Annotated in this window: 26 protein-coding genes; 10 read left to right on the forward strand and 16 right to left on the reverse strand. The window is 55.4% G+C overall.

From position 1 onward, the window contains the following. Position 1 precedes the first annotated feature (1 nt). Positions 2–1,138: an ABC transporter ATP-binding protein gene (locus Q8O73_RS05535; RefSeq protein WP_305556171.1), complete on the forward strand. Its 1,137-nt coding sequence runs from the start codon at positions 2–4 to the stop codon at positions 1,136–1,138. Between the two features lie 77 nt (positions 1,139–1,215). Here Q8O73_RS05535 and Q8O73_RS05540 read toward each other — a convergent pair whose 3' ends face one another. Together Q8O73_RS05540 and Q8O73_RS05545 are read right to left on the reverse strand one after the other, a co-directional pair. After that, the gene (locus Q8O73_RS05540; protein WP_305556174.1) at positions 1,216–2,106 is read right to left on the reverse strand and encodes an arylamine N-acetyltransferase; all 891 of its coding nucleotides are present in this window, start codon (positions 2,104–2,106) and stop codon (positions 1,216–1,218) included. A 202-nt stretch (positions 2,107–2,308) separates the two neighbouring features. Beyond that, entirely contained in the window at positions 2,309–3,247 is a 939-nt protein-coding gene (locus tag Q8O73_RS05545) for an aromatic alcohol reductase (protein WP_305556177.1), read from the reverse strand. A 286-nt stretch (positions 3,248–3,533) separates the two neighbouring features. On the opposite strand from Q8O73_RS05545, the gene Q8O73_RS05550 reads away from it, so the two are divergent. Further along, entirely contained in the window at positions 3,534–4,448 is a 915-nt protein-coding gene (locus Q8O73_RS05550; RefSeq protein WP_305556180.1) for a LysR family transcriptional regulator, read from the forward strand. A gap of 235 nt (positions 4,449–4,683) precedes the next feature. Continuing rightward, positions 4,684–5,538: a D-amino-acid transaminase gene (locus Q8O73_RS05555; RefSeq protein ID WP_305556183.1), complete on the forward strand. Its 855-nt coding sequence runs from the start codon at positions 4,684–4,686 to the stop codon at positions 5,536–5,538. An 84-nt stretch (positions 5,539–5,622) separates the two neighbouring features. Here Q8O73_RS05555 and Q8O73_RS05560 read toward each other — a convergent pair whose 3' ends face one another. Next, positions 5,623–6,471, reverse strand: a complete 849-nt coding sequence (locus Q8O73_RS05560; protein ID WP_305556186.1) for an SDR family oxidoreductase — start codon at positions 6,469–6,471, stop codon at positions 5,623–5,625. Positions 6,472–6,568: 97 nt separating this feature from the next. On the opposite strand from Q8O73_RS05560, the gene Q8O73_RS05565 reads away from it, so the two are divergent. Beyond that, positions 6,569–7,507 carry a LysR family transcriptional regulator gene (locus Q8O73_RS05565; protein WP_371135042.1) on the forward strand — a complete coding sequence of 313 codons (939 nt, stop codon included), beginning with the start codon at positions 6,569–6,571 and terminating at the stop codon, positions 7,505–7,507. A gap of 204 nt (positions 7,508–7,711) precedes the next feature. Here the strand turns inward: Q8O73_RS05565 and Q8O73_RS05570 are convergent, their stop codons facing one another. The 3 genes from Q8O73_RS05570 to Q8O73_RS05580 all read right to left on the reverse strand — a co-directional run bounded on the left by Q8O73_RS05570 (position 7,712) and on the right by Q8O73_RS05580 (position 10,464). Further along, positions 7,712–8,596, reverse strand: coding sequence for a TIGR01459 family HAD-type hydrolase (locus Q8O73_RS05570; RefSeq protein WP_305556192.1), 885 nt, complete (start codon positions 8,594–8,596; stop codon positions 7,712–7,714). Positions 8,597–8,790: 194 nt separating this feature from the next. Then, complete coding sequence (locus Q8O73_RS05575; protein WP_305556195.1) at positions 8,791–10,011, reverse strand: quinone-dependent dihydroorotate dehydrogenase; 1,221 nt, start codon at positions 10,009–10,011, stop codon at positions 8,791–8,793. 99 nt (positions 10,012–10,110) lie between these two features. Beyond that, positions 10,111–10,464, reverse strand: a complete 354-nt coding sequence (locus tag Q8O73_RS05580; protein WP_305556198.1) for a DUF952 domain-containing protein — start codon at positions 10,462–10,464, stop codon at positions 10,111–10,113. A gap of 329 nt (positions 10,465–10,793) precedes the next feature. Here Q8O73_RS05580 and Q8O73_RS05585 point away from each other — a divergent pair, with 329 nt between their 5' ends. Together Q8O73_RS05585 and Q8O73_RS05590 are read left to right on the forward strand one after the other, a co-directional pair. Beyond that, entirely contained in the window at positions 10,794–11,117 is a 324-nt protein-coding gene (locus Q8O73_RS05585; RefSeq protein WP_305556200.1) for an NIPSNAP family protein, read from the forward strand. A gap of 33 nt (positions 11,118–11,150) precedes the next feature. After that, positions 11,151–11,615, forward strand: coding sequence for a GNAT family N-acetyltransferase (locus tag Q8O73_RS05590; RefSeq protein WP_305556202.1), 465 nt, complete (start codon positions 11,151–11,153; stop codon positions 11,613–11,615). Between the two features lie 17 nt (positions 11,616–11,632). On the opposite strand, the gene Q8O73_RS05595 is transcribed toward Q8O73_RS05590, so the two are convergent. Further along, positions 11,633–12,268: an RloB family protein gene (locus Q8O73_RS05595; protein ID WP_305556204.1), complete on the reverse strand. Its 636-nt coding sequence runs from the start codon at positions 12,266–12,268 to the stop codon at positions 11,633–11,635. Further along, complete coding sequence (locus Q8O73_RS05600) at positions 12,249–13,535, reverse strand: ATP/GTP-binding protein (RefSeq protein WP_305556206.1); 1,287 nt, start codon at positions 13,533–13,535, stop codon at positions 12,249–12,251. Before Q8O73_RS05600 ends, Q8O73_RS05595 begins: the two co-directional genes overlap by 20 nt. A 219-nt stretch (positions 13,536–13,754) precedes the next feature. Between Q8O73_RS05600 and Q8O73_RS05605 the strand changes: the two genes are divergently transcribed. Next, positions 13,755–14,345: a hypothetical protein gene (locus Q8O73_RS05605; RefSeq protein ID WP_305556208.1), complete on the forward strand. Its 591-nt coding sequence runs from the start codon at positions 13,755–13,757 to the stop codon at positions 14,343–14,345. A gap of 14 nt (positions 14,346–14,359) precedes the next feature. Here the strand turns inward: Q8O73_RS05605 and Q8O73_RS05610 are convergent, their stop codons facing one another. The 5 genes from Q8O73_RS05610 to terL form a co-directional block, all read right to left on the reverse strand. Then, positions 14,360–14,848 (reverse strand): 3TM-type holin, encoded by a 489-nt coding sequence (locus Q8O73_RS05610; RefSeq protein WP_305556210.1) that lies wholly within the window; start codon positions 14,846–14,848, stop codon positions 14,360–14,362. A gap of 11 nt (positions 14,849–14,859) precedes the next feature. Further along, positions 14,860–15,324 (reverse strand): cell wall hydrolase, encoded by a 465-nt coding sequence (locus tag Q8O73_RS05615; protein WP_305556212.1) that lies wholly within the window; start codon positions 15,322–15,324, stop codon positions 14,860–14,862. Further along, on the reverse strand, positions 15,317–15,622 hold the full coding sequence (locus Q8O73_RS05620; protein ID WP_305556214.1) for a hypothetical protein: 306 nt from the start codon (positions 15,620–15,622) through the stop codon (positions 15,317–15,319). Before Q8O73_RS05620 ends, Q8O73_RS05615 begins: the two co-directional genes overlap by 8 nt. 266 nt (positions 15,623–15,888) lie before the next feature. Further along, complete coding sequence (locus tag Q8O73_RS05625; RefSeq protein ID WP_305556216.1) at positions 15,889–16,194, reverse strand: hypothetical protein; 306 nt, start codon at positions 16,192–16,194, stop codon at positions 15,889–15,891. A 220-nt stretch (positions 16,195–16,414) separates the two neighbouring features. Continuing rightward, on the reverse strand, positions 16,415–17,917 hold the full coding sequence (gene terL, locus Q8O73_RS05630) for a phage terminase large subunit (RefSeq protein ID WP_305556218.1): 1,503 nt from the start codon (positions 17,915–17,917) through the stop codon (positions 16,415–16,417). 256 nt (positions 17,918–18,173) lie between these two features. Here terL and Q8O73_RS05635 point away from each other — a divergent pair, with 256 nt between their 5' ends. The 3 genes from Q8O73_RS05635 (at position 18,174) to Q8O73_RS05645 (ending at position 20,898) form a co-directional block, all read left to right on the forward strand. Continuing rightward, positions 18,174–18,464, forward strand: coding sequence for a DUF1778 domain-containing protein (locus tag Q8O73_RS05635; protein ID WP_305556220.1), 291 nt, complete (start codon positions 18,174–18,176; stop codon positions 18,462–18,464). A 10-nt stretch (positions 18,465–18,474) separates the two neighbouring features. Then, complete coding sequence (locus Q8O73_RS05640) at positions 18,475–18,993, forward strand: GNAT family N-acetyltransferase (protein ID WP_305556222.1); 519 nt, start codon at positions 18,475–18,477, stop codon at positions 18,991–18,993. 192 nt (positions 18,994–19,185) lie between these two features. Then, positions 19,186–20,898, forward strand: a complete 1,713-nt coding sequence (locus tag Q8O73_RS05645) for a hypothetical protein (RefSeq protein ID WP_305556225.1) — start codon at positions 19,186–19,188, stop codon at positions 20,896–20,898. 139 nt (positions 20,899–21,037) lie between these two features. Here Q8O73_RS05645 and Q8O73_RS05650 read toward each other — a convergent pair whose 3' ends face one another. The 3 genes from Q8O73_RS05650 to Q8O73_RS05660 are packed head-to-tail and all read right to left on the reverse strand — an operon-like array spanning position 21,038 to position 23,890. Continuing rightward, positions 21,038–21,373, reverse strand: a complete 336-nt coding sequence (locus Q8O73_RS05650; RefSeq protein ID WP_305556228.1) for a hypothetical protein — start codon at positions 21,371–21,373, stop codon at positions 21,038–21,040. Positions 21,374–21,375: 2 nt separating this feature from the next. After that, positions 21,376–22,485: a hypothetical protein gene (locus Q8O73_RS05655; RefSeq protein WP_305556231.1), complete on the reverse strand. Its 1,110-nt coding sequence runs from the start codon at positions 22,483–22,485 to the stop codon at positions 21,376–21,378. 25 nt (positions 22,486–22,510) lie between these two features. Further along, positions 22,511–23,890 carry a hypothetical protein gene (locus Q8O73_RS05660; protein ID WP_305556234.1) on the reverse strand — a complete coding sequence of 460 codons (1,380 nt, stop codon included), beginning with the start codon at positions 23,888–23,890 and terminating at the stop codon, positions 22,511–22,513. Between the last annotated feature and the right edge of the window lie 2 nt (positions 23,891–23,892).

A 23,892-nucleotide genomic window follows, 5' to 3' on the forward strand; every position in this document is an offset into this window, starting at 1 on the left:
AATGGCTTCGATTGAAATTGCAAATGCCCGCAAAAGTTACGGGGCTGTCCATGTGCTGCATGGTATCGACCTTGCCATTGCCGATGGTGAATTCATTGTGCTGGTCGGGCCATCGGGCTGCGGCAAATCAACCTTGCTGCGCATGATTGCCGGGCTGGAAGATATCACATCGGGCGATATCCGCATCGGCGATGACATCGTCAATGATCTGCAACCCAGAGACCGCGATATTGCGATGGTGTTTCAATCCTATGCGCTTTATCCGCATATGACCGTCGCCCAGAATATGAGCTACGCCCTCACCCTGCGCAAAACCGCAAAGGAACGCATTGCGGAATCGCTGGCCGGTGTCTCGGAAATTCTGGGTCTGAATGCCTTGCTGGACCGTCGGCCCAAGGCGCTGTCGGGCGGGCAGCGTCAACGGGTGGCGATGGGGCGCGCCATTGTCCGCAAACCCCGGGCCTTTTTGTTTGACGAACCATTGTCAAATCTGGATGCCCGCCTGCGCGAACAGATGCGCACCGAAATCCGCAAATTGCATCGGCGGCTGAACGCCACATCGGTCTATGTCACCCATGACCAGATCGAAGCCATGACAATGGCCGACCGCATTGTCGCCATGCATGACGGCATCATTCAACAGGTCGGAACGCCGATTGAAATCTATGATCATCCGGCCAACATCTTCGTCGCCAGCTTCATCGGCTCCCCGGCGATGAATTTCCTGCACGGCACCTGTATCAAAACCGATACCACATCGGCGATCCGCTTTGCCGATGGCCATATCCTGCCTGTCGCCCCGCGCCCCGGTCTTTATGCCGGGCAGGAAATCACCCTTGGCGCCCGGCCCGAACATGTTGCCATCGCCGCCCCGGAAACGCCGGGCGCCTTGCCCGCCCGTGTCGATCTGATCGAACCGATGGGGCTTTCAACCCTGATCCATGTCACGCTGGCCGGGCATGAATTGAAAATCTTTACGATGGACCGCCCGGCCTTTGCCATCGACAGCACCATTCACATCGCCTTTGACATCGACAAAACCCATATTTTCGACCGCAACAGCGAATTGCGCCTCCCGCCGGTGATCAAGGCCCCCGAGGAAACCACCAAGGAAACCTCCGGGGCGAATGGCACCTGATCACGTCCACCCCCGTGATCCTTGATCCCGGCAAGCAAGGCCGCGTCTGTCTCCCTGGGCGCGGCCTTGCTGTTACCTCAAAGGTCGGGTGCGGCCTCGCAAACCCGCTCAATCGCCGCCCGCCATGCCGGATCAACCGGCAGGCCAAAAATATCGTCCAACACCTGTTCCAGTTCATCCGCCGTCAAAAAATGCCGTTCGGCCGCACCATGCCGGGGTCGCACCGTCAGGCGATTGTTTTGCAGCGAAAACCGCGCCGTTGGCGTGGTCAGGGATGCGGTCAGATTATGGCGAAACACCGATTTGTCATGGGTGCTGGCATACCAGTTCATCACCTGATAATCGATATCGGGCACCGGGGCAGGGGAAAATTGATAAACCGGTTGCCACACCGTCCCGATCTGCATCTCAAGGCGCAAATCATCCCCGACCGGTCGCAGGCGATACCGGTCAAACGCCGTCACCTGCACCATCCCGGTATCGATCAGTAACGGCGCATCGGGCACCGTGCTGCCCACCCCGACATCCACCAGCCACGCCGCCCCGTCAATCACCACCCGCAACGCCATATGGCACCTTGGCGGCATCGGCGCGTCTTCGGGCTGCATCCACATCACCCGCCCGGCCAACCCCTCAACGGCAAAACCCAGTGCGCTCAAAACCCGTTTGAACAGGCCGTTTTGCTCGAAACAATACCCGCCGCGCTGCCCGGTGATCAGCTTGGCATCAATCGCACCGGGCGCAAGATCCACCCCGACCCCGCACAAAACATCCATCGCCTCGAACGGGATGGTCGCGATATGACGGGCCAAAAGAGCGCGCAGGGTTTCAAGGCTCGCCTCACGCGGCCCGTCATAGCCGATCCGGGCAAAATAGGCATCCAGATCAACCGCATTTGCGGCACCGCTCTGATGTCGGGGCAGATGTCGGGGCAAAGTATCGGGGCGAATTTGCAAACAATTGTTCATCGGGGGCTCCGTGCAAGGCATATATCATCACTGCCCCGGACGATACGACCTCAACCTAACTTCAGGTCAAACGCTAATTTCAAAAAGTTTTCATCGAATATTCTGCTCCCGTGGTCTCTTAGCCGTCTGGCGAGGGTGCCTTGAGCAATCCCTCGCCGTATCACCTGGTCAGACGGCCAAAAAATCCAAACCTGCCGAATTCTTATTTATCGCCAAGGTTTGCACGCAGCCAGCCTTCAACATCGGTTGTCGGGATATTGTTAACGGTGTTAAACGTTTTGGCCTTATCCCAATGCATGCCATCACCCTGCGCAAAAGCCGCACGATATTTGCCCATAACATCATTCGGGTTACGTCTCAGGGATTCCCCAAGAACCTCGTGGGTCAGTTCTGTCTTTCGGAATACCTCGCCAGTCACGGTTTCGACAATCGCGGCAAGCTGGCCATAGGAAACAGTATCACCCGCCACAAAAACAACTTCATTGGCAAAACGCGGCTTTGCCAGAATGATTTTGGTGGTCAATATTCCGATATCTTCCGGTGTTGTGACCGTGACCTTTGTGTCCCAACTCCCCAGCGCGTTTATCGTTTTCCTGTCAAGATTGACAACATCAAAGCTTGGCTCGAATAGAAAGCTCGTGAACATACCGGTCGAAATAATAACCCATTCGGTTTTGTTCTGCGCGCGAAGCAACAACCGAACATCATATTGCTCGTCAAAAACATCCTGCGGGCTTCCGCGCCCGACGATGTCGTAATCAACACCGAACTGCCACGGGAAATATCGTGTCACACCGGCATCAAGAGCCGCATCGGTAATTTTAAGCTGTGTGCCCTTGCCGCCGACGAAACCGGTACAACTGACGACCGTATGGAACGACCGAAACCGGTCCGCCAGGTCGCCAACCGATACATCGCGCAGGTCAATCTCGATAACCTCCGCGCCCCATTGGTTTAATTGCGCGACGATTTCACGGTCCATTTCCTTTTGCGATCGGGTCATCCCCGGCGCAACCAGCACGGACAAAGGCTGCTTTTCCGGATCAAGTCGCGGTGCCAATTCGCGCAAAACCGCAAATCCAAGCTGACCTGCACCAAGCACAAGGATCGGTTCTTTTGGTGCTGTATTCTCGTCTGTCATATCCATTTCCTTTTCAAATAACCGGGATCATCCCGAACAACTGATAGGTGCTGGATACGCAGCTTTACCGCCATTGACTATGAAGCAATCCTGCGCAGTTAATTCTCAAAAATGGAATAATCAAAAAATAGAGAAATCCGATATCAATATAACATATTGATATAAAACATCTATTTTAACGTTTGTTTTTTCACCCCATAAAAACCACGCCATATTTATCCATCTGATGCAATTATTGTGATACCTGTACATCCTCCGCTGAACCTCTCTTATGACCGGAGGCAGAATGAACCGTTTGAAAGCGATGGAAATATTTGTTCGCATTGTTCAGGCTGGGGGATTTGGCAAGGCTGCTGAAACGTTGTCCCTTCCTCCCTCGACGGTGACACGCGCGATCAAGGAACTGGAAGACTATCTGGGCGTATCCCTGCTAAACCGAACCACACGGAAACTCAGCCTGACAGTCGATGGTGCTTCCTATTTTACCGATTGCCAGCGCGTTCTTCATGAAATTGAACTCGTCGAGGCATCCTTCCCCGGTCGCGCAGGGCGTGCTCAAGGCATTCTTCGGGTCGATACAACGGCATCAATCGCCCGACATTTTATCGTGCCGCGATTGCAGGATTTTCAGGAATGCTATCCCGATGTTAAGCTGTTTCTGACGGCGCGCGATAATGTCATTGATCTGTTTCAGAACGGCATTGATTGCGTTATTCGCACCGGCATTCCCACAGACACGACCAGCCTGATAACCCGCCGCCTTCATTCTTTTCGTTGGGTTGTTTGCGCCGCCCCGTCCTATCTCGAAAAATACGGTCGGCCCTCAAACCTTGATGATCTGCAACAACATCATCTGGTGGGATATGTCGCCAGCGCGACCGGACGCCCACTTGACTGGACCTTCGAAGTCAACAGGCAGCAACGCCACATCCCCGCAAATGACCGTCTGATCGTCAATGACACCGATGCATATATATCGTGTGCGCTTGCTGGTCTTGGCCTTATTCGTGCCGCCAGCTATATCGTTGATCCACTTATACAAAGCGGCGCATTGTGCGAAGTACTGTCTGAAAACACCGCCCCACCAGAACCTGTTTCAATCATGTATCCGCATAACCGTCATATTTCCCCGACAGTTCGCGCCTTCATAGATTGGAGCATTCAAACCTTTTCCGCACATAAACATAAGCCCCCAAGCTGATTGCAAAAAGATAAACATCCACCCCACCCCCAAACCACCGAATTTTATTCGAAAATCCCGGTAAAAACCGCCTGCCATCACGATACAACTGCCAGAATTGGCACCACTAAAGCAACATTTCACCTTTTACACGCAACCCTGATCGTGGCGGGCGACAATCGGGGGCGGGCTATGATATCTCAGGATCATTATAGGGGCCGCCCGTGCAGCCATGATTGCGGATCAGGAAATTGCCATGCGTATTGTCTATGTGAACGGCCAGTATCTGCCGGAAAATGAAGCCAAGATTTCGATCTTTGACCGTTCCTTCCTGTTTGCCGACGGGGTGTATGAAGTCACCTCGGTCCTGGATGGCAAGCTGATTGACTTTATGGGTCATATGAAACGGCTGGAACGTTCGCTGTCGGAACTGAAATTCGCCTTCAAGCCCGACATTGACCAGCTTCTTGAAATCCATCGCGAACTGGTCAAACGCAACGATATAACCGAAGGTCTGGTCTATCTTCAGGTCTCGCGCGGCTCCGCCGGGGATCGGAATTTCCTGATCAACAAGGACACCCCGGCAAGTCTGGTGCTGTTCACCCAACGGAACTCGCTGATCCAAAGCACGCTGGCGGATCGCGGTCAGAAAATCGTCACCCGCCCCGATATCCGCTGGCGCCGGTCCGATATCAAAACCGTGCAGCTTCTGTACGCATCGCTGCTCAAAACCGAGGCCTATGCCGAAGGCGCCGATGATGTCTGGATGGTGCTGGACGGTTTTGTGACCGAAGGATCGTCAAACAACGCCTATATCGTGACCCATGACGACACCATCGTCACCCGCCATCTTTCAACCGACATCCTGCACGGCATCACCCGCCAGTCGGTGATCCGCTGTGCCGCCGAACTCGGCCTGACGGTGGAAGAACGCCCCTTTACGGTCGCCGAAGCCCAAAATGCCAAGGAAGCCTTCTCAACCTCGGCCTCAAGCTTTGTCTGCCCGGTGGTGGAAATCGACGGCACCAAAATCGGCACCGGCACCCCCGGCCCGATCGCCAAACGCTTGCGCCAGATCTACATCGACGCCAACCGCGCAACGGCGCTGTAAACCAACGCCAGATCTGAGCAAACGCCGCCCGATGTCATGTCAGGCGGCGTTTTGTATTTTGGCCAAAAGCGGCGCATGCGTTATTTACATCGCCGCCAGTTCCGCGTCGGTAAAATCGGCGGATTCTGTTATCGCGCGGTTAGCTTCAAGCACCCCCAGCCGTTTGGTCAGCGCCGCATGCACACCGGCATAGGCATCTGCCCCCAATAGCAGGCGGAATGGCATGTCTTGCTGATCGGCGGCGGTAATCATCGCATCAACCATACGCGCCGGGTCCCCCTTGATCACCCAGCCACCACCAAAGGCGGCGTCTTTCAGGTCATGTGCAGGCGTACCATCGTAATCGGAAATCGGCTCGGGCAGAACCAGTCCCCCTGCAAAGTTGGTCCGTGCGGGACCGGGTTCAACCAGCATGAATTCGATACCAAACGGCGCGACCTCAATCGCAAGGGATTCAACAAATCCCTCAATACCCCATTTGGTCGCGTGATACAGGCTGAATCCCGGATAGGCGATCTGTCCCCCCTCGGACGAAACCTGAACAACCCGTCCCCCGCCCTGTGCACGCAAATGCGGCAAGGCAGCACGGATCAGAACCATTGAACCGATCAGGTTGGTGTCAATGGCGTGGCGGATTTGATCGATGCTGGTCTCTTCAGCGGCACCAAGAACACCATATCCGGCATTGCTGACAATCACATCAATACGCCCGAAACCGGCAAAGACCCGATCAACGCATTTTTCAATTCCATCGGTATCCGTCACATCAAGATACACAACATGCAATCGGTCGCCATATTGCGTGGCCAGATCATCAAGCGCCCCTTCCTGGCGGATGGTAGCAATCACCCGATCACCACGTGCAAGCAGCCGTTTCGTCATGCCCTGACCAAATCCCGAAGACGCACCGGTAATGAACCATGTCTTGCTCATGTCTGCTTCCTTTCTTCCTTGCTCTGAACGGAAACGCACTATAGAAGCCAAACATTGATGTGATAACCGCACGCAATTTGGATAGGTTAGTGAAAATATGCCATCAATTAACCAGCCGACACTGAATGACCTGCACTTTTTCATCGCGGTCGCCGATCATCGCAGTTTCCGGCGCGCGGCCGACAATCTCGGTGTGGCACCCTCGACGCTCAGCCATGCCTTGCGCGGTTTGGAGAAAAATCTGGGCGTGCGTCTTTTGAACCGTACCACACGCAGCGTCTCCCTGACCGAAGCGGGCGAACGCCTTCTGGCACGGTTGCGCCCGGCCCTTCTCGGGCTTGATGATGCCATGACATCGGTCGAAAGCTTTCGCACCGGCGGCCCATCGGGCACTGTGCGCATCAACGCACCCGAAGGGGCAGCACATATTTTGATGCGCCATGTCGTCCCCGAAATGCGGGTCCGTTATCCCGATGTTTCGGTTGATCTGGTAACCGACGGTCGCCTGGTTGATATTGTTGACGGTGGTTTTGATGCGGGTATTCGCCTGGGCGAAACAGTCCCGCTTGATATGATTGCGGTCCGCTTTGGCCCGTCATTCCGGTTTGTTGCGGTTGCCGCACCGGACTATTTCAAGGACAAACCGCGTCCGGTGACGCCCGATGATCTGCATCACCATTCCTGCATCAGACAACGCTTTCCCAGCGGCAAGATTTATCACTGGGATTTCGAGAAACAGGGACAGGAAATCCGCATTGATGTTCCCGGCTCCCTGACGCTGGACCGCCATGATCTGATGATCAATGCCGCACGCCGTGGTCTTGGCATTGCCTATGTGCCCGCATTTTACACGACCGGCTCCATCGAACGGGGCGAGTTGGTCACCGTCCTTGATGACTGGCTGCCCGAAATTCCCGGAATGTTTTTATATTATCCCGATCACCGCCGGGTTCCCCCACCGCTCCGGGCGTTTATCGATACGATGAAATCGCTCGATCAGGAGTTGCAAAACACGCATCTGGATGCTGTTTCTTAATGATATGCGCCAGAGTAGCCGCGCTGTAATGTGCGGCAAAATGGATACCCGCCTACGCGGGCATGACGAAAAAATCAATAAAATCAACGTCATTCCCGCGAACGCGGGAATCCATACCGCCGCGCCACAAGCCCAAAACGCAACAAAAAACCCGCCTTCCAAACGAAAGGCGGGTTTCAGGTATCAACTGTGAAGAGTGCCCCTCTACCAGTTAAAATCCCCCACCGCATAGGCAATCTGCCGACCGGTAATTGTCAACAGGCGGTCAAGGGCATCGCGGTCGGGCAAGGTGCCGCGCGGGGCGTTCAGTTCCTCGGCATGAATGCCGCCGGTGACAAAGGCGATATCAAGCCCCGCCGCGTTGGACCCGGCCACATCGGTCGAAAGGCTGTCGCCCACCACCAGCAATTTCGCATCCGGCCCCATATTGAATGCCTGCAAGCAGAAATCATAGGCGCTCGCCAAAGGCTTGCCTTCCCAGCGCACATTGCCGCCCAGTTCTTCATAACGCCCGGCAATCGCGCCTGCGCAAATAATCCGATCCCCGCCGCGAATAACCTCGCGGTCCGGATTGGGGCACAACATCGGCAAATCCCGCGCGCGGGCGGCATGCAACAGATCCTCATACACCGCCACCGCGTCATAATCGTCATTCGGCCCGGTCACCAGCACCCATTCGGCATCGGCGACATCTTCGACCATATCCACATCCTGTCCTTCAAACAGGCTTTGGTCGCGCCCCGGCCCCACCCGCAAAACCTTGCGCCCCAGTGCCGCATACCACGGGTCGGTGCGTGTGCGCAGTTGCCGATAGGCGATTTCGCCCGATGCCACCGCCGGGCCATACAAATCCCGCGCAATCCCCATTTCTTCCATCCGGGCAATCACCACTTCGGAGCGGCGCGGCGCATTCGATAACAACGCCACCGGCACCCCGGCGGCCCGAAGGGCGTTCAGCGCCGGGATCGATTGCGGATAGGGCGTCACCCCGTCATGCACCACGCCCCACAAATCAAGGATCACAGCATCATATTTGCCCATCACCTCGGACAGGCCGGAAATCATCTCATAGGACGGGGACGGGGTCATTCACGCTTCCTGTCTGCTTGAAAACTATCATTACAATATAGTGTGCTAATGGATGCAGGCGCGAGGGAGACCACAACAGTAGCACCGCGCACGCCACACGATGGATTCCCGCCTTCGCGGGAATGACGAACCAAAGGTGCGATCCCCCAAAAACCGTCATTCCCGCGAAGGCGGGAATCCATCGCCCCACCCGCTCAGCCTTCTTTTTTCGCCGGTTTTCTAACGGCTTTCTTGCGCGGCGCAGCAGCCTTCACCGGCGCAGCTTTCGCTTTGGCAGCAGGTGCCGGTGCCGCAGGCACCACCACAGCGCCCCGCGCCTGCACCGCCTCGTCAATCGCCGGGCTGGACGCGCCAATATCGGGAAAAGCCGCGCCGACCGCATCGGCAACACTGGCAAAACCATCCTTGCGCAAACGCCGCGCCAGATCTTCCCTGATCTCCTGCACCAGTCCCGGCCCGTGATAAACAAGGGCGGAATAAAGCTGCACCAAAGATGCGCCATTGAGAATCTTCTCATAGGCATCCTTGCCCGATGCAACCCCCCCCACCCCGATCAGGGGAATGGTCCCCTTGGTCAGGCGGTAAAAATCGGCCAGAACACGGGTGGAGGGCTCCATAAGCGGCGGCCCCGAAAGCCCGCCCGCCTCATCCTGATCATAGGAATTAAGCCCGACCGGCCGGTCAATCGTGGTGTTTGATACAATCATGCCGTCGAGTTTCAACGCCATCACCACGGCGGCGATATCCTGTTTGTCCTCATCCGTCAGGTCCGGCGCGACTTTCAGCAACACCGGCACCCCGGCGGCAAACCGGTCCCGCGCCACCAGCACCGCCGACAACAGCTTTTGCAACGGTTCCCGGCCCTGCAACGCCCGCAGCCCCGGCGTATTGGGCGAGGAAACATTGATCACCAGATAATCGGCATAAGGGCCAAGGGCGGCCACCCCCTTGGCATAATCATCGGCGGCATCGGCGGCATATTTGTTTTTGCCCAGATTGGCCCCGACAATACCGCGCCGCGCACGTTTGCGCAGGCGGGTTGCCACCACCGCCGCCCCGTCATTGTTAAACCCCATGCGGTTGATCACCGCACGGTCGGAATACAGCCGAAACAGCCGTGGCTTGCGATTGCCGGCCTGCGGTTCGGGCGTGACCGACCCGATTTCGACAAAGCCGAACCCGTGCGCCAGCATCTGGTTGGGCACCTCGGCATTTTTGTCAAACCCCGCCGCCAGCCCGACCGGATTGGCAAATGTGCGGCCAAACACCTCGGTTTCCAGAATCGGCAGGACATCCTGGGCGTCGCTGGCCCGCGGCACCAGATTGTTTTTCAGCGCCCACAGGGCCAGACCATGCGCACATTCGGCATCGATCCAGCGAATGACCGGCAAAACAAGGGAAGTGTACCACGCCACGCTTTTGCTCCGTTTTCGGGGTGTGTCAGCCGTTCTGCCAACAGATGATCCAGATGTAGCGGGATCAGGGCAGAGGGTCAAACCTCAAAGCCGCAAACCTCAACCCCGCAAACCGTCCGGCAAGATATGAATGCCGTCTTCATCCAGCGGCAAATCATCCACCCGCAACACATCCTCCACCGCCAAAACCCCATACAAATGGGGAAACAGCGTGCCGCCACGGGCCGGTTCCCATTTCAACCTGTCTTGCACCACGGCCACCGGCACATGCAAAAGTTTCAGCCACGGCCGTTTCGGATAATGCAGCGCCAGCGTTTCTGCCAGCGTCGCACGGGTGGAAAAATGAATGAACCCGTCGGCGATATCATGCGCCGCCCCTTCGTAATGCCCGGCCGACAGGGCTTCCGCCCATTCGTCACTGCCCAGCACCCGGTAAATATAATCCTGTGTCATGGGGGGAATTTATGTCGCCCCGCGCAAAAGTGCAATGATCCGCCACCGGACCCCCGCATTTTTTGGGGACCCTTCGCCGTCGCCTCACCGTCCCCTCTCGCCCCTTCGGTGCCGTTCCCGCCGCACCCCTTCCACGCCGCCCTTCCCGGCTCCCTTCCGCAAACAACCTCCTTCCCCGTCGCTCCCGCGCACGCGGGAGCCCATCGCGCAACAGGCTCCCGGATGAGGACGCAACCCCAATTGTTGCGTGACACGGATCACAGACGTCTTATGATCGGGCCGTCACCCCAATCCGCCCCCATGTCCCCCACAACATCAAGGAGCCCCCGATGATCACCTGCCACCTGAAATACATCATCGACCCCTATAAAATCGCCGAATTCGAGGAATATTCCCGCCTCTGGATCGACAAGGTCAACCGCATGGGCGGCACCCATCACGGCTATTTCCTGCCCGGCGAAGGGGCCAGCAACATCGCCTATGCCCTGTTCAGCTTTCCCAGCCTTGCGGCCTATGAAGATTATCGCCACCGTCTGGCCGCCGACCCGGAATGCACCGCCATTCTGGACATGGAAGCCCGCAACCGCAGCATCATCAGCTATGAACGCAATTTCATGCGGCCGGTTTTGGGGGCACCGGTTTTGGGGGTGTAAGGGGCGACTTCAAACAGAACAGGAAACACCCGATTGAGCGAAACCCTCCTCCTTAAACGTGCAAGTACCGATGACGTGGATGCCATTCGCGCCCTGGTTCGCGAAACCTATGGCAAATGGGTGCCCGTCATCGGGCGCGAACCCTTGCCCATGCAGGCCGACTACGCCGAAGCCGTCAAAAACCATCAGATTGATGTGCTGTTTTGGGGCGATACGCTGGCGGGGCTGATCGAGATGATCCCAAAGGATGATCATCTTCTGATCGAAAATATCGCCATCGCCCCCGCCTGTCAGGGCAAGGGCCTTGGCCGCAAATTGCTAAACCATGCCGAACAGGTCGCACAGTCTCTCGGCCACTCGGAAATCCGGCTTTATACCAACAAGCTCTTTGCCGAAAACGTCGAAATCTATCTGAAAACCGGCTATAAAATTGACCGCGAAGAAACATGGACCGGCGGCATTATCGTGCATATGCGCAAATCCCTGCGGGCTGCATGAGCGATCATTCAAGCCAATTACGTATCAACGCCCCGAATTTTCCGCGTTAGCTTGAATACTGTCGTTGACGGGTTCGTATCGTCACCCTCCTGAGTCCGCCGTTCAAGCAGGACTTCTGCCCTCTTTTCCGCCGTCTCTATCTCATCAAGAAGCACGGTAAAATCGGCTGTTTTGCCTTCGTTTGGATCATACCCGCCAAGCACGCCCCTTAACGCCCGCTGGATCTGGTGCCGGTCACATCCGCCATCAAAATCCTGAATATGCAGAATCAGCCAAAGTTCAAAACACGGATCGGAAAAAGCAACACCAACGTTATTTGATTGGCAAAGCTGTTTGGCCTCTTCAATGTGCGGATGCGCGTCCCGGTCAAATATCGCCCAGACCTCATCGGCTTCCTGATAGGACTGTTTTGCTTTTTTACGCTTTGCCCCCTTGCCAATTGCATTGGCCATATCAGCAGATTTCCGGGCAATCGTAAACGGCACCCCGGCAGCAGGCACTGGCTCGACGCTGATCAACCGGTCACGGAGTTTGCGTTTCAGGGCACGAAAATAATCCGGTTCCGTATTTTTCCCCTCGCAAAAAAGATAGAAGGTTTTCTTGGGTGCCCGGACCGACCCCCGACGTTTGAGGTCAGGAATTCTGCGCCCCACAGCCGACCTCCGCAATCAAATCCCGAATATCAACCATCGGCACCGCGCCATAGCGCCCCTCCAGATAACCTTTTTCGATATTGTCCTGCTTGCGGGTCCGAATATCGGTCAGGGGGAACAGTTCGGACATTCCCTCAGGGTTCTTTTCAACCAGCCAGATTTCATCCCTTCGGAGGATATCCGACGCCATCAAATTGGTATCATGCGTTGTCGCCAGCAATTGCGCACCATTCGGATTTGTTGCCTTGTTGGCAAACAACGCAACAATGGCTTCGGTCGCTTGAGAATGAACACTTATATCAATCTCGTCTATTGCAACAAATCCCCCTCTATCAAGCACAGAGAAAATCTGTGACAGAATATCTACAATTTTTCGAGTACCTGCGCTTTCATCATCAATGTTAAAATAGAATATCTCTCCCCCTTTCCCTTCATGACCCAATTCTAAATCTTGAAATTTTTCATATTGCTCTCTTAAAATTTTTGAAAAATTACTTTGATGTTTCAATATTTGAGAGAACATTGAAAAATGTTCGGATTCATCGGGATTTTTTCTGCGAAATCCGACAATTCCCGCACCTATTAATTTAAGAAACTTAATTGAACGTTCGTCAAATTCTCGATCCCCGCGTTTGATTTTTGCAATCCCTAACTTTCCATCAAGCTCCAATTCAATCGAAATTCGATCAAAGAATTTGAAAACATCCCCCAAAATATCCTGATTATTCTGGGCTGCGACAGAAACGAACAGGCTGTTTTCCCGCATCAAGCTTTCGAGTATTTTCTTTTCACCCTTAAAAGACGGGCCGAATTTTACCGGCGCACCAGCTTCACGCTCAAACAGCACACGACGTGAACCCTCCGGATAGAAGTGCAGCCACTCCTCGCGATACATCTCGTCGTCAAATGAAAAACCATAGTGATAGCGGACATTATTCAGGACAAAATCAATACTGAATTTGGTTTCTTCATTCTGGCAGGCACCTCGAAGCGCAAAAGCCTTTCGGGTTATCCCCTGTCCCGGCCCGCTGGAACTATGCGAAAACAGAACAAGCTGCCGCATTGTAGAAAGCGCGCGCAAAAGATTACTTTTGCCAGACGCATTCGCACCATAAACCACAGCAACAGGAAGCCCCTGTAACCCGGACGAAATATGCTCCAAATCAATCAGGCCATCATCCCGGTCACGCAGCTTGCTGGCGATGAAAGAGATTTCCTGCTCCTCATCGAATGACAGATAGTTCTGTACGCTGAACCGCAAAATCACTGCCCGGCTCCTGTTAGATTAATCAAACGATGAAAATAACGACAAAATTTGTCAAAACTTAGCAAATCTCTACGATATTTTGACACTACTATAGAAAACAGGCTGAAATCAAGAACTGCATAACCTGGATAAAGACTGGGACCTCGCCAAAGAGGACGGAGACCATGCCACCGCACGCCCCCGCCCACACCAAATACAATCCCCCAGATCGGCCAGGTATTGACGACGGTCATTGGTTCAAGGCAGGTGGTTGAAAAACCGGGTGTTTCCAGGCGGGAGAAGGAAACTTTCCCTCTCCCGATTTTCGATCTTCTCACGCCGTTTTACACTCGAAACAGCCTGTTGCCCGATGCTATAAACATATTTGTAATTGCCGAACACTTGGCCGAACAGAAAATGGCACCGGCACCAGATCAAATCATGCCCAGACAAACAGATATATTGCCCGGAATCGGGCCTCATGAAGGGCAGGAATGTGACCTGATGCTGGCCGGTGCCAAGCCACTTGCACTGTTTTCCGATGAGATTGGTTCTGCCCGATACTTCCCCGAAACAGAATTTGCCCCCCATGTCCAGAACCAACGTATTTTCCGGCGCGAGGAAACCTATCAACAAGGCAACCATACCATCAAAGCCGTCTTTTATGCCCTGCCTTCGGAAACATGGAGAATGGAACAGGCCCATCAGTTATTGATCGACCTCGTTCATCAGCGCGTAAAGGATTACAGGGAATATGACCGGAAAATGGGCAAACTTCTCGGTTATACGGATCAAGACATCGAAGTATTCATAGCCCACAACTACACATAATAACCTTTCCCCCATCACCCCAACCTCTTATCCGCACTCCGTTTCACCACACTGACCCCAAGCACGCCCAGCGCAATGCCCCAGATCGGGCTGGTATTGACAAGGGCGGCGATAATTGCCGGGGCTTCGTGCGGGGTCAGCAGGATGGCCGCCGCAATCGCCCCCATCGTCATCACCCAGGTCAGGGCAACGGCATAGCCAAAGCTGGGCCGCCACCGCCGGACAAAGGCATCCTCGCTGCCCACCTCGGCCCGGATGGTGCGGTTCACCGTCACCAACACGCTGGCATCGCGCGATAATTCAAGTTCTGCCATCCGTTCTGTATGGCGGTTGGCTTCCAATATCTGGTTGTCTGTCACCTCGCCCTTGCCAATCAGGGTTTCAATATCTTTCAGGCCCCCGGCGGCGGTCTGGGCGACCGGATGGTCAATCGTGCCCAGCCCCGCCCCCACCGCCCGGATCAAAAGCGGCAGGCCGATTTGCGCAAGCAATGCCGGTATCATAAGGGTCTCTCCTATCCAATATTGTCATAAAACACATGACGGCCAATCGCGGCCACCGGCACCCGGCCCCGCGCCCACCACGGATGCACCGCCCGCGTATGATAATGGGTCGCCCCCGATACCAAATCGGGCAAATCCCCCGCCAATGCCCGGCGCGCCACATGGCAACACAGCCGGTAAGCCGCATCGTCATCACAAAGCCGCAACAGTTTCGCCCGGTTGGGATCACCGATATTCCAGCAGGAAAATTGCGACGGTTTCAAACACACCGCCGCCACATCATTGCCCCACCAATAACCGCCGCGTTTGCAGGCATACGCAACACGGTTCAAAATCACCATCGCCACCGCCTCGATCCCCGGCGCATCCTCGCCCCGCGCCTCGCCATACAGCGTGCGGGCCAAAACATCCCACACCGGCAATTGCGCCGGATCGACAAGAGGATCGGCAACAACAATCCGGGTTTTGTTAACCATGCCGGGCCTCCTGTTTCGGGGTGGAATCCAGCTTGGCCTCGATGCGCAACAAATGCGCCGTCAGGCGGTTTTCGATATCTTTCAGATACGGGATCGACACATAATTGCGCGCCACATCCAGCCGAAACGCCACAAGCCCCTCGCGGCAGGCGGCAATGTCGGCCCCCGTACTATCGCGCAGCGCCTCAAGACGGCCCGAAAGCTCGCCCCGCAACCGCCAGTTCAGCCAGAACAACCCGGCCACCGCCGGAATTTCCACGGCACTGATCCACCACATCACATCAATTGACGGGTCCATAAAATCTTCCTTTCATAAAAAAAGCCCGCACCAACAAAGGTGCGGGCAGGTCAGGAGGCATCGGCAAGAAATCGCTCAGAACAGTCCATCATCGCGGCAGGGGCGGAAACGGATAACCCTTCCCCCCTCATCCGTCATTCCCGCGCAGGCGGGAATCCATCTTCTATCTCAACACGTTACACATTCCGGGCAAACAATCCGAACGCGCGGCACCATGGACTCCCGCCTGCGCGGGAGTGACGGAAAGGAATGGTCCTTCCCACCCCTCAAACCCCCGGCCCGGAAATCTTGCGGGTCAGTTCCAGCCACGCCTCGCCCGAAGCAATCAGGCAGCTTGGCCCGGATGGATGGGTAAACAGGATGGTCCAGGTTGCCCCGTCCGGCGCCTTGAGAACCTCGATCACGCCGCCATTGGCGGTCACACCGACGGCAACCGGTTCCTCGGCATATTTGGCGCTCAGATTGCTCAGGACTTTTTCACGATCCCCGCATACCGGCGGGGCCGCACTGGCCGGGGTCGCAATCGTGATGGTCGCGGCCAGCATGGTTAACAGGCTGATGGCTTTCCACATGGTCAGGCCCTCCTTCGGTCTTGTACGCAAGGGCACCTGCCAAAATGGCAGATTTCACTCTCCTGCGTCTCAAATCAACAAACCAAACGCCTCGTCCCTGCCAACCGCTCTATCCTTTTGGTTTAGTATCCGGTCGAAAAAACTATCCTTTGATATAGTTATATTTGGGATCAAAAAATGAAATTTCCATAAAAATCGCATTTTTGTGATCAGGCCTGTTTTACGGCGCAAAATCGCTGCGGACCGTCCGGGTCTGCGCGCCGGGTCGCCAATCGCCTTCCCATGCCGGCCGGGCGATGCGCGGCAGGCGCACCGGTTCGGCCAACAAACATCCCGCCACCGCGTCCAGCCCGTCATCCCGCCCGCCGCCGCCCGGCTTCCATTCGCGCATTTCACGGATCAACGGCGTTTTCCAGATATCGCGATGGGCGTGTAACAATCCCGCCCCCAGAACCGATGCAAAGGCATCCCGGATGCGGGCATCCTTGTTGCGGCTTTCATGGTATTCCACCACCGACGCCGCCCAGCGCACATTTTTAAGCTCCCGCCGCAAAATGCCCGGCAGGAACTGCCCGACCCCGTTTTTTTCGACGCGGACGACCGGCAATTGGTGAATTTTTAAAAAATGTGCCGCCTGGGCGCAAAGCTGGCTGGCTTCGTCCACCACGCCAACCTGTGCCGGATCAAACCGCAAATATTCAATATCCTGAAGCCAGTATTCCCCCTGCTCACAGACATAAAGCGCGGCAATTACCGCCCCGTCGCCATTGGCACTGCCAAAGGACGGATCGAAATGGCACGATGCCGACACCATCCGCCGCCCCGCCAGCATCAACCGTTGCTCGCCATTGGCAAACAGCAATTCCGGCACGGCGTCATAGGCATGCATGCGCGCCGGATCAAACTCTCCCTCCTCGCCCGCCCCTGCCACCAGCATCATCTGGCTGGCAAATTTCGCTTCTCCGCTGCGTTGCCGGATGTCGGCGATTTTGGCGGGCGAAAACCGTTCCGGCCACGCCGACTGCCCGGCATCGTCCAGAACCGGCAGGAAAAACCGCGCAAACCCGGCCAGAAACGGCGCATCCTCGCCGGTTTCGGGCCGGGCTTCATCGGCATAGATCGAATAATAGCTGTGCGGGGTGCCGATATAAATCTGGCTGCCGCCGGGCGACAAGACATAGGCAATTTCGCCCAGTTTTTCGCGCAATTCATGGCGTTTATGGACGGAATCACAGGTTTTGGGCACCTCGACATCATCGCAAATCACCAGATCGGCCCGCGACCCGGTAATATTGCCGCCAATCCCGACGGCCTGCATCGACGGATCGCGCAATTCGCCGGGGCGATTGACGGTAAACCGCTCCGCCCCCCAATCCGCCGCCCGCCCCGGCACCAGACGGGCCAGCAACGGATGGCGTTCGATGATGCGTTTGACATTGCGCACCATCTTTTTCGCCAGTTCCAGATCGGCCGCCAGCACCAGAATGCGCAAATCGGCATTGCCATACAGCACCCACGCACAAAACAGCCCGATCAGGGTCGATTTGCCACTGTTGCGAAACGCCAGCACCAGCAAATCCCGCTGCCCCCCGCACCAGCACCCCTCCAGCCACCCGGCCAGACGCCGATGATGGCCGGGCGTGCTCAGGCCCAACATCCGGTTCCAGATCCACACAAACTCCCCAAACCCGGCACTTCCCGCCTGCCCGATCACCTGCGGCATAAATCCTCCCCCCGCACACACCAAACCAGCCGCATGGCTACGCCATCCGCCCCTCATGTCGAAAAAACAGTAAAAAATCGACACATCATCCCGATATGTCGATGGGATCGACATAAACGCGACCCTCACACACCAGACAAATGCCGCAACATCCTTGCATTTTGTCCGACATTGTCATACATTCCTGTCAGACAATGTCACACAGCCATGCCGGGCGCGATCCCGCCTCATGCCCGCCTTGCAACAGGAGCCCCCGATGAACACCGCCGCCCCGGAAGAACAGCTCACCGGTCGTTTTTCAATCAGGGTCACCCCCGATGATGAACGCCTGATCCGCAAAGGCGCCAACAGCGCACAGGCCCGTAACATTTCCGACTATCTGATTCAATCCGCCCTGATTCAGGCCAAAATCGCCCTTGCCGACCGGACGGTCTTTACCCTGCATCCCGATGCGGTCGCGGCATTCTATGATGCCCTCGACCATCCCGCAGAACCAGCCCCGGCCTTGCGCAAACTGTTTGCGAAAAAAACGATATTTGAAGCCTGACAGCAGGGGCATGATGATGTTGTATACCCCGCCGGTGCCGCTGGCGCGACACCATGTTTCCGCCGATTTTGAGTGCGGGGATGCCGCACTGGATCAATGGATAGACCGCTATGCCTGGCAAAATTCCAAAAAGAATATGTGCCGGGTCCATGTTTCCCTTCAAACCGGAACCGACCTGATCCGCGGCTATTACGCCACCTCTGCCAGCCAGATCAATCCCGCCAATGTTGACCCTGCCTTCGTCAGGGGATTACCACGGCACCCCGTCCCCGCCATCCTGCTGGCCCGCCTTGCCGTTCACAAGGATTGTCAGGGACAGGGACTTGGCGAAGCCCTGATCAAGGATGCTTTCAAGCGGGCCATGATTGCCGCCGACCATATCGGGGCGCGTGTGATTCTGGTCCATGCCCTCGATGCCAAAGCCAAATCCTTTTACGAACAATACGGATTTACCACTTTGCCCGAAATCTCTGGCGACGGGCTGACCCTTTATCTCAACATATCGACGATTGCCGCGCTGGTTGGATAACCGGATTTATATCGATATCGCCGGCAATCCTCCTTTTACCCTCCCCTCGCAAAAAGCCACCGCCTTTCCCCCGCAGGCGGCATCCAGACAGCGGTGCAATACGCCTTGTCCATCGCCAACATTTTTGGTCGTTGGCCTGCCTGTATCTTCTCGCTACAATCGAAAAATACAGAAATCAGGGGGGGAACAATCATGTCGTTGCAACTCATTCAAAACGAGATCAAACGGTTCCTTGCCTCACCTACCCCTGAAGTTTTGTGCATCAAGGGAAAATGGGGTATTGGCAAGACATATACTTGGAACCAGTATCTGAAAGAATCCTCAAAAGACAAAGACATCTCTCTTAAAAACTACGTATATGTGTCACTATTCGGAATAAATTCTTTAGAGGAACTAAAATATTCTTTGTTTGAAAACACAATTTCTGTTGAAAAAGTAATTGAAGGACCATCACTTAAAACTTTAAAAAATAGATTCAATAATCTTAAAAAATTTGGTCGAAAATCCGTTCCTTTTATTGGATATTTATTAGATTTATTTCTTAATTTATTTTCCGCCAAAAGAATAACGACACAACTTTTAAAATCTTCTTTTATGATGGTGCGCAACCAAATTGTATGCCTTGACGACCTTGAACGACGAGGGAAAGGCTTGGAGATAACAGACATCCTTGGCCTTGCCTCCCTTCTTAAGGAAGAACGGAAATCCAAAGTCGTCTTGTTGCTCAACGACGTGGAATTAGGAGATAAAAAAGATGAATTTGATCAGCAAATTGAGAAAGTCGTCGATATTTCCCTAACCTTCGACCTCACCACAGATGAAGCCCTGAACATTGCGTTGCCAGAAAATGATACTTTGTCACAAGCGCTGCGCCCCTTGATTGCCAAACTTGGGATCACCAATATTCGTGTCATTCGCAAAATCGTTATTCAATCGGAAAAGCTTAACAAAATTCTATCCGGCGCATCTAAACCTTTGATAGAGCAGGCTATGATCACCTTGATCTTGGGAATTTGGTCAACCCAACAACCTAAAATAGCTCCAACAATTGAATTTATCCGAACCTATAATAAACTTTCTGTTTCAGTACGCGCGTCCGAGAAAAAACTGGATGAGCAAACTCAATCCTGGGCCAACATTCTTTCAGAATATCCTCATTTTTCTACTGACGAAATGGATAACATCATACTAGATGGGGTAGTATCTGGTTACTTCAACGATAATAGATTAAAGGAAACAGCTCCAAAATCAGAATCGAAACTCAGAAAGTCATCTGAAAATAATTCATTTGAGCATGCTTGGCATAACTTATATCATGGATCATTGACCACTAATGATGATGATTTTCTAGAAGCATTATATAATGGATTATTGGAAAATCTTGAAATCATAAGCCCTTTAAATATTAATTCATCCATAAGAATGCTTCGCATGTGCAACCAAGGCGACAGGGCAGATGAAATCATATCAAAGTATATTGATGCACATGAAAACGATGGCTGGTCTTTCTACGATATAGGAAAGCATCACTTTTCTCCCGATGACGTAGTAGATGAAGGATTAGAAAGGGCTTTTTCCGAAAAATTAGGTAATTTTGAAGATAGTCGAAATCCACTTGAAGTTTTGAAGAATATTGCCCGAACACGTGAATGGAACGATCAGGATGTTGTTTTGATGTCGAAACAGTCCATAGATTCCTTTGAACAAATATTCGAGTCACTGGAAGGTCCTGAATTGGGCAATGGAATACGCCGGGTTTTAGACATGGGGCGCCAACCCGGTCCGTATGCAGAAGCAATTCGTATTGCGTCTCATGCAGCCTTGCTTAAAATTGCAGGGAAGTCCAATCTCAGGGCCCGAAAAATCCGTGGATATGGCATTTCGCTTGATGAACAGAGTAACTGAGTTATTCAACGAAGATACCCAAAAGCATTTCCAAGATTTTGTGCCTCTGTTTTAAGCTATCCAATGCTCAATTATCACGCCCCATAGACACCCGCTTTCGCGGGTGTGACGCAATATGGTGTCGGCCTTCCCTCTCCCCTCACCCTCCCCCCGCCAACGCCGCCCGCGCTTCTGCAATCAGGGTTGCGTTTTCCGCCGTCCCGCCCTTGCCGCCGCCACCACCACCCGCCCGGTCCTTTTCCGTTTCCTCCCCGGCCCAGCGCAGCAGCTTGATCAGGCTTTCCAGATGCGCAAGCCCCGCCTTGCACGCCGCCTGATGGGCCGCAAAATCCCTGGCCTCGCGGACAAGGGCGGCTTCCTGTGCCGCCCGGCGATAGGCATTGCGCACCCGGCGGATATCGGCGGGCAAGCCGCGCAAAAGTTCGGCGCGCAATTCCGCAATCGGGTCCGGCCCGTTCGTCTGGTGTATTTCCATCTCTATTCTCCCGTCACTGTACTGATGGCCAAAAGCCGCGCATCGGGCAACCGTTCCGGCCAATACGATATCCCGCGCAAATACCCGTTCAGATGTTTGTCCACCCCGCCATAAGACCCGATCACAATATTTGAAAAATTGCGCGGCAAGGCAAATCCCGGCGGGGATTTCAGCACCCCATCCCCACACGCCACCGCCACCCCGTCATCATCAAACGCCAGCGCGATTTTCACCCGCGATCCGGGGGCAAGCGCCCCGTAAAGCGACTGGCTGATGATCTGCTGCCCGGCCCGGCGCAGGCTGATGCGCAATTGCCCCGCCGCCGGGTCAAAGCCAAGATCAAGATGATCGTCATTCAAACTGGCGGAATAAAGCTGCACAATCCGCCAAATCCCCGTCCCGTCCCATACCGGCGGCACTTCAAGGTCAAAGACAAAGCACCCCGCCCCCGCCCGGAACCAGTCACCGGGCAACAAGCGCACATCATCCCCGGCCCGCATCGCCGGGCTGCCATTGCTGATGATGTCGCTGGTGGGGTTGGGGCCGCGTTCAAGCTGCGCATTCCAGATCACAACGCTTGCCGCCTGCCCGTTCGCACTTCTGATTTTCGGATAACGGGTGCTGTCCGATGCGCTTTCGGCAAAGCCGACCCGGTGCCAGCTTTCGCCAACCGTCACCTCATGGCCCGACGGCCCGTCAATCCCGCCCAGCATAACCGATGCACTGCCCGCAACCGCCCGCATCCAGATGGCAAAGGCATAAACCGCCCCGGTCGCAAGGTTATCCACCCGCTGATACAGCCCCGCCGCCCCGCCGGGCAGATCAAGCCGCATCGCATGGGCCGCCCCATCCGGTGCGGCAATCGCCGATGCGCTGACCGTCACCCCGCCATCGCGTTCCCACAATATGTTGGAAAAGCTGTTGGAATGCCGCAAAAGATTGCTGCGCGCTTCCTCAATCAACAATCCCAAAGGCCGCCCGGCGGCATCATGATCAAAGGCCGGTTGATCAACCAGAACCGGTATCAGGATACCGCCCGGATTGCGCACCATTTTGGGGCTGGCCCGCCCCACAGTCAGGGTGCCGGTCAGCGGCAAAACCCGCATCGCCATATGTTTTCTCCGCCAAATGAAAATGTTACGCGCCGATCCGCGCCAGATGAAACCAGGTCTGAAGGTCGCTTGCCGGGATCACGCGGCTGTCATCCGATCCATGCACCACGCGCACGCGAAAGGCATTGTCCACACCAATCCCCGCCCGGATCATCCCGCCACAGCGCACAATCTTGCGCGCCCCCGGCCCGGCGGGCAGGGTATCAATCCCCTGCAAATGCAGGTTCCATCCCCCCGCCCCCAACCGTTCGACATAAACCATCCCCTGCACCGCATCGGCGGTCAGTTCAAAACACACACCGATATCAAGGTGATAATGGCCGGGCGGCACATGGTTGATACCGTCAATCGCGGCATCATACAGATGATGGGTATCGGTCGGCACACTGTCCCATTCGATGATGAAATCGCCATCGGCCGGAATATTTTGCACCGCCACCCGTCGCAATTTGACCACCGGCCCGCCGGATCGCACCGGCTGGATGTGCCAGCGCATCCCGTCACACACCACATCCACCGCATCCCCGCGCAGCGGCAGGGTCACAAGGGCCTGTTCGGCCGATCCGTCGGCGGGGCGCAAAATGTCGCTTCCTTGCGCCCGGATATCAACCTGCGTGCCGTCGCCATTGCTGATGCGATACCACACCCCGTTGCCCGCCGCCGCACAGGCGGGCAAATCGGCCCGCCCGCCATTCGACAGCATCACAAACGCCCCGGTTTCGCGCCGGTCCAGCACGCGATAACCCGGTGCGGCAATCATTTTCATGCGCCGTTCATCTTCATAGGCCACGGTATTTTGCGCCCGACAATCCAGCGCCAATACCGGCCCCGCCCCCTGTTGCATAAAGCCGTGCAAGGCATTTTCGGCCCGGTCTTGTGCCGTTTCGGCCCGCAGTGCCGCCGCCGTTGCCAGATGCCCCTGCTGCTGCGCCCCGGCAATCACCGCCCCATCCGCCCCATTGATCAGGCGGTTGCCACTTTCATCCCAGATCAGGCTTTTGCCCGCCTCGCCATCGGGCAGGGTCAAAACCCCCGCCATGCCCGCGCCCAGATCGCCAAGCGCGGCCAGCATATAATCAAAATCATGATTAAGGGCATCGGCCCTCAGGCTCGACCCGCTGTGATAGCGGCTCAACCGCCGCAGATGCAACCGGCGGCGAATGCCGATTTCCACCCCGGATGCCGGGGCACTTTCAAACCGCACCACGCCGCCCGGCCCGGCATCGGGGGTTTTCAGGGCAATGTGAAACCCCGATGAAACATCCTCATCCCCCACACGCACTACAATGTCGGCGGCATCAAACACCGCAAAACCAAACGGAAAATCGCGCGATGTGCCATCACCCTCATAGGTAATCCGGGCCGGATCGGCCGGATTGCTGAAAATACCTGTCCTGTCCGTCATCA

Source organism: Thalassospira sp., from assembly GCF_030690045.1.
Lineage (GTDB): Bacteria > Pseudomonadota > Alphaproteobacteria > Rhodospirillales > Thalassospiraceae > Thalassospira.